This window comes from Synechococcus sp. B60.1 (assembly GCF_047462555.1).
Taxonomy (GTDB): Bacteria; Cyanobacteriota; Cyanobacteriia; order Thermostichales; family Thermostichaceae; genus Thermostichus.
On the sequence record NZ_JANSJN010000052.1, the window covers coordinates 7,349 to 19,295 of the forward strand.

Genomic DNA, 11,947 nt, shown 5'->3' on the forward strand with positions numbered 1-11,947 from the left:
GTTGGCGGAAGTGACGCTGGCGGCCCAGGCGGTGTGGAATGGCCTGGACTGGACCCTCAGCGAAGGAGTGACCCACCGCTACGGCCCCGATGGCCTCAGCCTGGCCGAAGAGCCCTTCGACCGCAAGCCGCTGGCGGTCTCCCAAGATCTGGCCGCCCTGTTGCAGCCGCCAGTTCCCCCCAACGAGCTCAGCCTACCGGAGCTGGCGGAGCGCATCTCCCGCCTGGCCCGCTCCAACCTCAATACCCAGCCCTTGCGCACCGAGTTCCACATGCGCTTTTCCCTGCCCCTGGCCAGCTTTTTTGCCGTGCTGATTTCCCTTCCCCTGGGATCCAGCACCGCTCGCCGTGTGGGCCGCTATGGCGGCGTCGTCTTCGGGATCCTGTTGGTGTTTGCCTACTACGTGGTGCTGAGCGTATCTCGCAGCTTGGGAGAAGCAGGAGCCCTTCCCCCCTGGGCAGCAGCCTGGAGCTTCAACCTCCTCTTTGGCAGCCTTGGCCTGCTGCTGTTGGCCCGCTTCCTGCGCTAGGGATCCCTTCCGGGCGGAGCAACCCCCAACCTAGCCAGGGATCCACCGGATCCCCTCAACAGAATTTCCGTTCCCTTGCAGGGAAAAGGTAGGGATTTTGGCCGGTCTGCGCAGGCCAGGGATCCCATCCCAGCGCCGGTCTGTCTAGACTGGAGAACAGCCCTGTGGGGATCCCTATGCGCATTGGCGTGCCCAAAGAGATCAAAGAGCAGGAGTTTCGCGTCGGCCTGACGCCGGCGGCGGTGCGGGCCTTGACTGAGCAGGGGCACCAGGTGTGGGTGGAGACCCAAGCCGGCCAGGGGGCGGGCTTTAGCGACGAAGACTACCAAAAAGCGGGGGCCAAGCTGGCCGCCACGCCGGAGGAGATCTACCGGCAGCAGTTGGTGGTGAAGGTCAAAGAGCCCCTGCCCGCCGAGTATCCCTTGCTCCATCCGGATCTCATCCTGTTTACCTACTTGCACCTGGCGGCCAGCCGCGAGCTGACCCAGGCCCTGCTGCGTTCGGGGGCCACCTGCCTGGCCTACGAGACGGTGGAGCTGCCCGACGGATCCCTGCCCCTCTTGATGCCCATGAGCATGATTGCCGGGCGGCTGTCGGTGCAATTTGGCGCCCACTACCTCACCCGTCAGCAGGGGGGGCGAGGCGTGTTGCTGGGCGGGATCCCAGGGGTGCCGCCGGGGCGGGTGGTGATCCTGGGCGGGGGCACGGTGGGTACGGAGGCGGCCAAGATGGCCGTCGGGCTGGGGGCGCGGGTGCAGATTCTGGACATCAACCTGCAGCGCCTCAACGAGCTGGAGCTGATCTTCGGGTCGCGGGTGGAGCTGCTCTACAGCACCGCCCAGAGCATCGAGGAGTGCGTCCGCGAGGCCGACCTGGTGGTGGGAGCAGTGTTGGTGCCGGGCAGCCGCGCCCCGGTTTTGGTGAAGGAAGAGCTGGTGGCCCAGATGCGGCCCCGCTCTTTGATCGTGGATGTGGCCGTGGATCAGGGGGGGTGCATCGCCACCACCAAGGTCACCACCCATGCCCAGCCGGTTTACGAAGCCCACGGAGTCTTGCACTACGGGGTTCCCAACATGCCGGGGGCCGTCCCCTGGACTTCGACCCAGGCGCTGGTCAACGCCACCCTCCCCTACGTCCTCAAGTTGGCCAACCTTGGCTTGAGCGCCGCCCTGGAGCAGGATCCGGGCCTGGCCAAGGGGCTCAACATCCGGGGCGGAAAGCTCATCCACCCGGCGGTGCGGGCCACCTTTCCCGACTTGAGCTAGCTTGGGCCAGCTTTCCCGTCGGGATCCCTTCCGCTACTGCCGCCAGGCCAAGAGGTAGCGCTCCAGAGCGGCGAAAAAAGAGTAGAGCAGAACACCCATGAGGCCGAGGGCAACCAAGCCGGCAAAGGCCAAGGGCACATCAAAAGAAGAGCTGGCGGACACAATCAGGTAGCCCAGCCCGCGGTTAGAGGCCACCGTCTCCGCGATCACCGCGCCAACAAAGGCCAGCGAAATGGCCACCTTCAGCGAGGCAAACAGATAGGGCAAGCTGTGGGGAAGCCCCACCTTGAGGAAGATTTCCCAACCGCTGGCCCCCAGGGAGCGCAGCACATCGCGCATTTCTGGCTCCACCGTCTCCAGGCCCACCGCCACATTCACGGCAATGGGGAAAAAGGCCAGCAAAAAAGCTGTAATCACCGCCGGGATCATGCCCAGGCCAAACCAAATCGCCAGCAGCGGCACCAGGGCCACCTTGGGGATGGTATTAAACCCCACCAGCAGTGGGTACAGACACAGATGGGCCAGGCGGGAGCTGCCGATAAGGGATCCCAGCAAGATCCCGCCCACCAAAGCCAGCCCAAAAGCCAGCAGGGTTGAGCTGAGGGTAAACAGCGAGTGCCCCAGGATCACCTCGTCCCACTCCTGCATCGACTGCCAGATTGCGCTGGGCGCAGGCAAAACAAAGCGGGGAACCTGCAACAGCCGCACCCCTGCCTCCCAAAGGCCAAGGGTCAGCAGCAGGGTGACCACCGGCAGGAGCAGCGAGGCCGCTTTCGTCTGGAGAAATCGGTCAAAGGAGTTTTTCATCAGGGTTGCGCGGCGATCTATCGAGAAAACTTTGGTTAGCTGCTGCGCCGTTCGCGTCAGCGGGACGGAGTCCTTATGTGCTTGCGCACTTCCGCAACCAAGTGGTGAAACTCGTCCGTCAGGCAGATCTCCAACGGGCGCGGGCGGGGCAGATCCACCTTGAGGGTAAAGACAATCTCGCTAGGCCGCGACCCCATGACATAAATGGTATCGGAGAGGAAAACTGCCTCCCGCAGATCGTGAGTGATGAGAATAACCGTGCAGCCGTTGCGCAGCCACAGCCGCTGCAACATTTCCCACATCTCCTCGCGGGTGAAGGCATCCAGGGCGGCAAAGGGCTCATCCAGCAACAACAGCTCCGGCTGGTGGATCAAAGCTCGACAGAGGGCAACCCGCTGCCGCATCCCCCCGGAAAGCTGCCAAGGATAGGCTTTTTGGAAACCATCCAAGCCCACGGCGGCCAACAGCTCCAGCGCCGACTTTTTGTGCTGAGCCAGGTTTTGCCGGAAGGTGCGCTTGTAGGGCTCTACCACTTCCAGAGGCAGCAACACATTCTGTAAGGTAGTGCGCCAGGGCAGCAGCACCGGATTTTGGAAGGCCATGCCCACCCTCTTGAGGGGGCCGGTGACGGGCTGCAACCGAAAGTAAAGGGTGCCGCCGTGGTTGGTGTTGAGGCCGGCTATCATCTTCAAAAGAGACGTCTTGCCGCAGCCGCTCGGCCCCACAATCGAGACAAACTCCGAGTGGGCCACCGAAAAGCTGAGGTCGCGGATGATCGTGACCGGGGATCCCTTGCCGGGGTACTGCAGGGAGACGTGGCGCAGCTCCAGGATAGGCTTGTCCAAGAGCCCAAGAGAGACACCGCTCTGGGCCACCTGCTGCGACTCCAACATCGACTCAACTCCGGTGGTTTTCACGGCCAGCCTCCTTCCCATTACACCAGAGAGGAGAGCAACCAACTGTACTGCCCAATACTCTGTCGTCCAGCAGCAAGGCCGGTTCTTCGGGGCTGCCGCCTACTGGTGCTCGAAGACGTTGCTATATCCCAGCAGATCCAGCTCCACCAAGGTGGGCAGGTGTTGAAAACAGCGCTGCGCCAGCTCCCAGCGCTCCTCCCGCTGTAACATCTGGGCCAACTTGTGGCGCACCGGGATCAAATAGCGGACATCGTTGGCCGCATAAGCCAACTGCTCCGGCGAGAGGGACTGGACAGCTCCCCAGTCGGAGCTTTGGGCGGCTTTGTTTAGCTCCACCCCGCACAGCTCGCTCACCACGTCTTTAAGGCTGTGCTTACTGGTGTAGGTGCGGGCCAGCTTGCTGGCTACCTTGGTGCAAAAGACCGGCCAGGCCTGGATCCCCAGGTGGTAGCGCAGCATGGCCAGGTCAAAACGGGCGTAGTGGAAGATCTTTTCGATGTTGGGATCCGTCAGCAGCCGCGCCAAACGGGGGGCCTGCTTCACGCCACGGCTGAGCCGCAGCAGCACCACCTCGCCGGCAGCATTGGCCATTTGCACGACGCAGAGCCTGTCCCGCTGCGGGATCAAGCCCATCGTTTCGGTGTCCACGGCCAGGAGGGTTTCCCCGGCTAGCGCCTCTGCCACTTCGGGGGTGAGATCTTCGTCGCAGATCTGGAAAGGCTCCACAAGGATCCCTCACTTGGCGGGAGCAGCCGCCCCGCTGAGATACTTCCCTCACCTGAAGACAAGAGTTGTTGACATCTCAACAAGCGCTGCTGGCCAGCTAGCCCTGAGCAAGCCTCATCCCCCTCAGAGACAGGAGGTACTCTCCCCTCGACTGAGACAGCCAGCAGGCCGGTTTTCGCTCGCAACGCTCCGCGTTCAGTTTAGCCCAAAGCCACCCCTGAAGGAAGGGTTGTAATCAGCGGCTGGCAAGCTTGGCTCTACCAGCTTGCTTTCACCACGCCCGGCAGCAGGCCGCGGTGGGCCATTTCCCGCAAGCTGTTGCGGCAGAGCCCAAAATCCCGGAAATAGCCGCGGGGACGCCCGGTTTTCCAGCAGCGGTTGCGCAGGCGGGTGGGCGAGCTGGCTCGAGGGAGTTTTTGCAGTTGAGCATGCAGCTCCATGCGGGTGACCTGGTCGATGTTGGGATCGGCCATGGCCGCCTTTAGTTGTTGGCGCTTCTCCCGATATTTTTCGACCAAGCGCTGGCGCTTTTTCTCCCGCTCGATCATGCTCTTTTTAGCCACGGCTCACCTGTTTCTCCCAATTTTTCAGCTCATCTAGAATAGCGAGAAGCCCTCCCCTCAGGCAAGGGGATCCCAGAGCCGGCCATCCTCGCTGCTCCCCTTGCTTGGGCTCCGTAGGATCCCTGAGGCCAGCCCCTCGGCTTGGGGGCAATCTCTTTCTGTAGGCAAGGTTGGTGGTGGGTGATGACCCTTTCCAAAGTGATCTCGTTGGTCGCCGCCAAGTTCAAGGTTTCCCCAGAGCAGATCGAGGCCACCCGCGTGATCCTCCACAAGCCCCCGGCTTTGTTGGCGGTGCTCAAGTCGGCTCCGCCGCTGCCCAAAGAGGTTTTGCAGGATCCCAGCTTGGCCTATATCTATCCGGCCACTTTTATTCAATGGTCGAAGTGCATGCATGGCCTGGCGGAATGGGATGATGTGCCCGCCCTGAGCTACGCCGACTATGTGGCGCAGATGGAGCTGACCTTCCTGCCGACGGATATTGCTGTCGAGGCCGCCAACAGGGACTAGCGCAGGCGAAAAACCCGTTCTGAGGCCTGGCGGACAAACTCCTTGAGCCAGCCCGATTTTTGGGTGCTCTCCACCTGGGCCCTGACCACCGCCTGCATCCCCCCTTCCCCCCAGCTTTGGTTGCGCTGGAAATACTCGATGAAGCTTTTGCCGGCAATGCGGGTGAGATAGCCGGCGCTGGCCGCCTGGATGGGGGCTGTCGCCAAAAAACCGACCACGCTCACCTCAGCCACCGTAGCCAGGAGCCCGGTGGTCAGTTGGATCGCCCCTTCCACCAGACCCAGGCCAGCCAGGGTCTTGGCCAGGGACAGGGCCAGTTCCCGCCCCTGCTGCAGGTTCATCTGGCAGCCGTAGAGGGATCCCAGCTCCACCACCATCTGGGCGTTGATGGCGGCAATAGCCAGCAGATCCAGCGCCGGGATGGGGTTGACAAACACGACGCCGGTCACGATCCACTGAAAGCGATCGATCACCTCCTCCGCCTGGCGGCGCAACTGCGCCTGGATGATCCGCTTGGCCTCTTCCCCCAACTGCTGCGATTGCAGCAGGGCATTGTCCAAGGCCAGGGATCCCCCTTCGGCGTAGAGCACCGCCTGGACGCGATCCCGCACCGCTGCCACCTCGGGCTCCGGTTGCCAGGTTTGGGATCCCAGCCGCACGGGGGCCGGGTCAGCAGCAGCCAGCAGCACATCTTCCGGTTGGATCAGGGGGTAAACCCGTTCCCGCAGGCGCTGCAAGAGGAGCTGCCGTTCTTCCGAGGTGTAACGGTCGATTTTGTTGAGCACCAGCAGAGCCCGCTTGCCCAGGGCGATCAACCGGCGCAAGGGATCCACCTCCGACTGGCGCAGATCCCCATCCACCACCACCAACAGCAGCTCGGCGGCCTGGGCCTGCGCCTGCGCCTCCTCTTCCCGCATCGCCCCTGCCGGCCCGATCTCCAAAATGCCCGGGCAGTCCACGATCTGCACCGGGTGGGGGATCGCGGGCAAGTCCCAATCGTAAACCGCCACCGTCTGCGTGGTGCCCAGCGTTGCCCCCACCGCCCCCACCCGCCGCCCCAGCAGCGCGTTCACCAGCGAGGTTTTGCCCGCCGATCCGGTGCCGAAGACCACCACCTTCAGTTGGGGCCGGGCCAACTGTTGGGCCAGCCGAGCTGACCGCTCCGCCAGCGCTGCCCGCGCCACCTGATCCTGGATCTGCGCCATCTGAGCTTCTAGTTGCGCCAGGTTGCGCCGGGCTGCCTCCCACTTCTCGGCAGGGGTCTCCGGGGGGGCCGGCCTGGGAAGCCTCTCGGTTTTAGGGGCGGGGCGGAACAGAAACAAGTAGTAGATGGAAGCGGCCAAAAACACCAGCAGCAGCAACACCAGCACCCCGATCAACACCCCCCCCAAAATCGGGTGGTAGCGGGTGGCGTAGTACAGATCCAAAAACGATTGGATCAGCCAGACAATCAAGCCCGTGAATGAGGCCAGCAGCGCCAACAGCAGCAGCAAGCGCAGATAGGGAACCGATCGCATAGGGATCCAGGGCCACAACCATTCGCCTCAGCGGAACGGAGTCCTTTTGACTCTAGCCGTGGCTGCCCTTGTCCGACTACTCAGATCTCGCCCTCAGGCTGTAGGGGCGGCTCTTCCCCTTCACACCGGGATCCCCCCTCGATGACCCGAATGGCCTGCGGCTCCCCATCCACCTTCACCTGCAGATGGCGCAACTGCCAGGCTGTTCGCGTCAGCGGGACGGAGTCCTTACCGGCCACCCCCCGCTCCGACTCCACAGCCACCTCGCCGGTGCGCTGGGATCCTGTGATCAAAAAGGACAGACAGGCCCAGCCGGCTTGCTCATCCTCTTGAGCAGAGGGAGAACCTCAGCCTTGGCAATCAATGCAAAACGTCTCAGCCAATCTGCAAGGACTCCGTCCCGCTGACGTGAACAGAAAAGTCAGCAGAACCTTGGGGCTTTGCCTCAAGGAACTGTCTAGAGGCGTCTTGACAGCGCCTTTACGGGTTGGTTCACCTTTAGGCGGTGGGAGTGTCAACGAGGTCAAACTGGGGTACCTGCGATGCCAAAGCTGCAGGGGCAGGTACGAGCAGCAACGCCCACAGAGCCGGCATGGCCCACCTGGCCCAGCGCCAATGACAATGGGGGGATCCCTGCCATAGACTTGGCCAACTCACCTCAGCAGCAGTTGGGAGAAAGAGCCTGGTGGTAACCGGCGGATCCCAGGCCCAAGGGTAGTTTAGAATGTCTTTAGGTTGAGGCTCATCGGGATCTACAGACGCTGGCTCTAGCTTCTTTGAGCTGATCCCAGGAGGGCTGTCTTGTTGCTCCTTCTCCCCCATAACTCTCTGGAACTCAGGAGATTTCTATGGCCGTTCCTAGTGGTCTTTCCAGCCCGCTGCCGGAGCAAGAAACTTCTACGGGACAGGGCAACGGTCTAAATTTGGCTCCTCGGCCTGCCGATCCTGCCCCGCTGGCTGCCCAGGGGGTGGGAGAAAAGTCCGGCCCGCCGGTGTTCCCCAGCCCCGTCAAGTTCAGCAAGATCGAGATCGACAACCGCCCGGTGGGAGCTTCGACTCTGAAGGTAGTGGATTACTTTGCCGATGGCCGTCCAGTTGCTGCCGCCACCCTGAAAGTCGTGGATACCTGGGGCGAGGGGCGCCCAACGGTGGCTTCCGGCGTCAAATTTGTCCATGACCCAACCCTCAACCGGCCAGTGATGGCGGATGGCCTGAAAATTGCCAAAACTTTCCTGGGAAATCGCCCTATTGAGGCTAGCCCCCTTAAGGTGTTGCGTTAGCCAGGATCCCTAACGGGGGCCAGGGATCCCCCCTGCTAACCTGGGTGGGGGAGAGGTGACAGCGGCAAATATGGAGATCCTGGCGGCTTTGTTGGGGTTGCTGGCGGGCTTGGGAGGAGGGGCAGGCTACCTCGCAGATCAGACGGCTCAGCAGCTCTTGCTCGCTCAGCTCGATAGGGTAGAGGTTTTGGAGGTGCGCATCCAAAGCCGCCCCAACTATCGTTTTTTGAGTGGCCAGGCGGATCGGTTGTTGGTTGCTGGGCGGGGGCTCTACAGGGCTCCGTTTCCGCGCATCGAGCTGCTGGAGCTGGAAACAGATCCGGTGGCCATTGACCCCTCTTTTTTCCGCGGGGCTCCTCTGCGGCTGGAGCGTCCTCTGCAGGCGGCGGTGCGGGTGGTGGTGCGGGAAGAAGACTTGAATGCTGCCCTCAACTCACCAGAGGTGCTGAGACAGTTTCAGGATATCCGAGCAGATCTGCCCTTTAGCGGGCGTAGGGACGAACCCCGCCGCTTCGATCTGCGCCAACCCCGGGTCGAGTTTTTGGCTCCTGACCGCCTTCGACTTTCTGCCCTCTTGGTGGAGCAGGAAGGCGGCAGTGAGCAAAAAGACTCCGTCCCGCTGACGCGAACGGTTGATGTGGTGTTCAACGCCGGGATCCGGGTGGAGGAGGGGCGCCGCTTGCAGCTTCAGGATCCGGAGTTTGTCATCGGCTCTGTGCGGGTTCCCGATGAGATCTCGGCAGCGTTTTTGGGCGGCCTTAACGAGGTGTTCGATCTGCAAGAATTAGAAGATCTGGGGATCCTGGTGCGGGTGCTCAGCTTGGAGATAGGGTCTGACCAGTTGCAGGTGATCGGCTTTGTGCGGGTCGAGAGCTTGGAGACCCTGATGGGATCCCAGCGGGCCGCTCTTCCCTAGCAGGGATCCCCATCGCGGACAAATCTTCTCGAAGCGGGCCTCGTCCAGGTGGAAGAGAAGCCGCGCCTCCCCTTGGTTGTTGCAAATGGTTTTGGCTAGCGTAAAGCTGGAGCTCAGGGTGAGGCCGGTTCAAGCTGCCTGTGGCTGCTCCCGTGCCAGTTTTGGGCCTGTCCAGCCTGGGGATCCCCGGCAGAGTGGGCTTTTCTTCGCTACCCTAGAGCTAGGCAAGACAGGGGAATGGCAACGATGGATCACTACGGAGGGCGTACTGCACAGCTTGGCTCCGTCCGCTTGGGAGGACGGCGTCCTCGCCCCCGGCGCGGCCCGGCTCTGCAACTGGGGATCCTCGGCTTTTTGCTGGGGTTAGGGGTGATGGGGGGAGCTTGGTGGTACAGCATCGGGCCGCGGCAAACCCTTTCTCTGTATTGGCTGACCAGTGCTGACAATTCCATCTACTACGTGCAGCAGGAGCGCTCCCTGCGCGCCTTCGACGCCCAAGAGGCCATCCGCCTGGCCTTGGAGGAGCTGATTGCCGGTCCCCGGGATCCCCGCCTCGCCACCGCCATCCCCTCCCAGACGCGGCTGCTGGATGTGCGGGTGGAAGGCGACGATATTTTCCTCAACTTCTCTTCTGAATTCACGCAAGGGGGGGGATCCACGGCGATGATGAGCCGGATTGCGCAGGTGCTCTACACGGCCACCAGCCAGAACCCCGGCGCGCGGGTGTGGATCTCCGTCGAGGGGCGCGCCCTCGAGGTGTTGGGGGGGGAAGGGCTAATTATCGACCAACCCTTGACGCGGGCCTCGTTTGTCCCCAGCTTCCAGCTGCCGGCAGAACCTGAGGCGGAGCCGTCAGCCGTATCAGCCTCTTGAAACCCTTGAGACAAAGATCATGAACTGGTTGCAGCGGGTGGGCAGCAGTTTTCTCCTGGCCGGTCAGGTGATCTTGCACCTGCTGCAAGGCCGTATTCATCGGCGCAACACCCTGGAGCAACTGGCGACAGTGGGGCTGGAGTCGCTGCTGATTGTTTTGATCACGGCGGTGGTGATCAGCGGCGTTTTCACCATTCAGTTGGCACGCGAGTTCATCAATTTCGGGGCCTCTTCCCTCATCGGCGGGGTTTTGGCCATTGCCCTGGCCCGCGAGCTGACGCCGGTGGTGACGGCGGTGATCCTGGCCGGACGGGTGGGATCCGCCTTTGCCGCCGAGCTGGGCACCATGAAAGTCACCGAGCAGATCGATGCTCTGCTGTTGTTGCGCACCGATCCAGTGGATTACCTGGTGATCCCGCGGGTGGTGGCTTCAGGGCTGATGCTGCCGGTGCTCACCATCCTCTCCCTGCTGACGGGTTTGGTGGGGGGGATGATCATCTGCGCTTCGGCTTACAACATTTCTTCCACGGTGTTTCTCACCTCGGCTCAGAATCTCCTGACCCCTTGGGACTTGCTCGTCTGTTGTTTGAAAGCGATGGTGTTCGGGGTTCTGATCGCCATTGTCGGTTCCAACTGGGGCCTTTCCACCAGCGGCGGCGCCAAGGGGGTGGGCCGCTCCACTACCGATGCTGTGGTGACAGCGTTGCTGGGGGTGTTTGTCACTAACTTTCTCATGTCCTGGCTGTTGTTTCAGGGCCCAGGTAGCGCCCTCAGCCGCGCCTTCTAGCCACTCAAAAGGGCAACGGTTCAGGGGAGATAGTGATGCAGAATCCCTACGCCCCATTCCTGAGATTTTCTTGGCCTGAGATCAGCCGGGCGCTCAGGATCTGATCCCCTAGCTTGATCTTGCGCAGCACCTCGGTGCCCTCGGTAACATAACCGAATACGGCATAGCGGCCATCCATGAGGTTGAGGCCGGCAGGGGTGAGATCCGGCTCGGCCATGAAGATGAAGAACTGAGAAGAGGCGCTGTTGGGCTCATCGGGATAGCGGGCCATGGCCACCGTTCCCTCAGCAGAAAAGGGCAGGGCCGGCTCTACATCCCACAGGCCCAGTTGATCAAAGGTCTGGCCGTAGCGGGGCATGACCTCGCCTTTGGCGCGGATCTCCATCGGGATGGTGCGAACCTTGCCGGTGGCCGGATCCACATAGCCGTCGGCAGGGCCTGGGGGATCCCCCGCTTGCACCAGGAAGAAGTTCTCCACCCGGTCAAAGGTCAGGCCATCGTAGAAGCCCCGCTGCACCAAGTCGGCGAAGTTGCCGGCAGTTATTGGAGCACTGTAGCCATCGAGGGTGATCACCATCCGCCCAGCGGTGGTGTTCAGCTCCACTTCCGCCCGGCCCAGGAGCTGCGGCTTGTCAGCGTATTCGGCAGGGATCGCGTAGGGAAAAGCCCCCACCCAGTGGTTTTCCAGGGATCCCAGCTCCTCTATGAGGCGGTCGTAGGCGGCGCGGGCCTCTTCCTTGCCCTTGGATTTGCGCTCTGTGGCTTGGCTAATGAGTTGCAACTCCTGGCGTAGAGTGGCAACTTCTCGAGCGGCGGCAGCAGCCTGCTCAGGGGGCAACTCCGCCAAGAGGGGATCCGTGTAGCGATCCAGAAGCCGCTCCACCTGGCGCACATCTCCCCGCACCGCCGACCAGCGGTTGTACTTCAAGTCGCTCTCAATTTTGGTGATGGCCTCATCGATTTCCCAGATCCGGCTGTCCTGGATGGGCAGCGCCCGCCGCAAGAGAGTACGCGGATCCGTAATGGCATCCCCTTGCGGCAGCGCCAGGGCCGGGATCCCACCCAGCCAAACCACCCACAGCAACACCGCAGCTAAGACAAGCCGGAGCGATTTTCTCCCCCACTCCCACCGATTGCTGCCAACTGCGGATCCCTGCTGGGCACGCTGCGCCATATCCTCACCTGTTGCCGACACTGCTTTTGCTCTCAGCCTGGCATTCTACCGTTGCTGGCGGCAAGCGTTGCTGCAAGAGAAGAGAA

14 protein-coding genes are annotated in these 11,947 nt (G+C 62.3%); 7 read left to right on the top strand and 7 right to left on the bottom strand.

Going from position 1 to position 11,947, the window contains the following annotated elements; all coding sequences use genetic code 11:
* On the top strand, positions 1–529 hold a 529-nt coding region (locus tag NW863_RS07385; protein WP_414365588.1), incomplete at its 5' end, for an LptF/LptG family permease.
* A gap of 176 nt (positions 530–705) precedes the next feature.
* Positions 706–1,794 (top strand): alanine dehydrogenase, encoded by a 1,089-nt coding sequence (ald, locus tag NW863_RS07390; RefSeq protein WP_414334380.1) that lies wholly within the window; start codon positions 706–708, stop codon positions 1,792–1,794.
* Positions 1,795–1,827: 33 nt separating this feature from the next.
* On the opposite strand, the gene NW863_RS07395 is transcribed toward ald, so the two are convergent.
* The 4 genes from NW863_RS07395 to rpsN all read right to left on the bottom strand — a co-directional run bounded on the left by NW863_RS07395 (position 1,828) and on the right by rpsN (position 4,807).
* On the bottom strand, positions 1,828–2,601 hold the full coding sequence (locus tag NW863_RS07395) for an ABC transporter permease (protein WP_414338052.1): 774 nt from the start codon (positions 2,599–2,601) through the stop codon (positions 1,828–1,830).
* Between the two features lie 56 nt (positions 2,602–2,657).
* Positions 2,658–3,518 (bottom strand): ABC transporter ATP-binding protein, encoded by an 861-nt coding sequence (locus NW863_RS07400; protein WP_414365589.1) that lies wholly within the window; start codon positions 3,516–3,518, stop codon positions 2,658–2,660.
* Positions 3,519–3,617: 99 nt separating this feature from the next.
* Positions 3,618–4,250 (bottom strand): ribonuclease D, encoded by a 633-nt coding sequence (locus tag NW863_RS07405; RefSeq protein WP_414365598.1) that lies wholly within the window; start codon positions 4,248–4,250, stop codon positions 3,618–3,620.
* A gap of 251 nt (positions 4,251–4,501) precedes the next feature.
* The gene (rpsN, locus tag NW863_RS07410; protein ID WP_414365590.1) at positions 4,502–4,807 is read right to left on the bottom strand and encodes a 30S ribosomal protein S14; all 306 of its coding nucleotides are present in this window, start codon (positions 4,805–4,807) and stop codon (positions 4,502–4,504) included.
* Positions 4,808–4,990: 183 nt separating this feature from the next.
* Here rpsN and NW863_RS07415 point away from each other — a divergent pair, with 183 nt between their 5' ends.
* Positions 4,991–5,314: a hypothetical protein gene (locus NW863_RS07415; RefSeq protein WP_414365591.1), complete on the top strand. Its 324-nt coding sequence runs from the start codon at positions 4,991–4,993 to the stop codon at positions 5,312–5,314.
* On the opposite strand, the gene NW863_RS07420 is transcribed toward NW863_RS07415, so the two are convergent.
* On the bottom strand, positions 5,311–6,831 hold the full coding sequence (locus NW863_RS07420; RefSeq protein ID WP_414365592.1) for a YcjF family protein: 1,521 nt from the start codon (positions 6,829–6,831) through the stop codon (positions 5,311–5,313). The two genes, NW863_RS07415 and NW863_RS07420, sit on opposite strands and share 4 nt — an antisense overlap.
* 80 nt (positions 6,832–6,911) lie before the next feature.
* Positions 6,912–7,124 carry a hypothetical protein gene (locus tag NW863_RS07425; protein ID WP_414365593.1) on the bottom strand — a complete coding sequence of 71 codons (213 nt, stop codon included), beginning with the start codon at positions 7,122–7,124 and terminating at the stop codon, positions 6,912–6,914.
* A 555-nt stretch (positions 7,125–7,679) separates the two neighbouring features.
* Here NW863_RS07425 and NW863_RS07430 point away from each other — a divergent pair.
* The 4 genes from NW863_RS07430 (at position 7,680) to NW863_RS07445 (ending at position 10,687) form a co-directional block, all read left to right on the top strand.
* Positions 7,680–8,111 carry a hypothetical protein gene (locus tag NW863_RS07430; RefSeq protein ID WP_414365594.1) on the top strand — a complete coding sequence of 144 codons (432 nt, stop codon included), beginning with the start codon at positions 7,680–7,682 and terminating at the stop codon, positions 8,109–8,111.
* A gap of 55 nt (positions 8,112–8,166) precedes the next feature.
* On the top strand, positions 8,167–9,027 hold the full coding sequence (locus NW863_RS07435; protein ID WP_414365595.1) for a DUF2993 domain-containing protein: 861 nt from the start codon (positions 8,167–8,169) through the stop codon (positions 9,025–9,027).
* 246 nt (positions 9,028–9,273) lie between these two features.
* Entirely contained in the window at positions 9,274–9,900 is a 627-nt protein-coding gene (locus NW863_RS07440) for a GerMN domain-containing protein (RefSeq protein WP_414365596.1), read from the top strand.
* Between the two features lie 16 nt (positions 9,901–9,916).
* Positions 9,917–10,687, top strand: a complete 771-nt coding sequence (locus NW863_RS07445) for an MlaE family lipid ABC transporter permease subunit (RefSeq protein WP_414365599.1) — start codon at positions 9,917–9,919, stop codon at positions 10,685–10,687.
* A gap of 46 nt (positions 10,688–10,733) precedes the next feature.
* On the opposite strand, the gene NW863_RS07450 is transcribed toward NW863_RS07445, so the two are convergent.
* Positions 10,734–11,861 carry a peptidylprolyl isomerase gene (locus NW863_RS07450; RefSeq protein ID WP_414365597.1) on the bottom strand — a complete coding sequence of 376 codons (1,128 nt, stop codon included), beginning with the start codon at positions 11,859–11,861 and terminating at the stop codon, positions 10,734–10,736.
* Positions 11,862–11,947 lie beyond the last annotated feature (86 nt).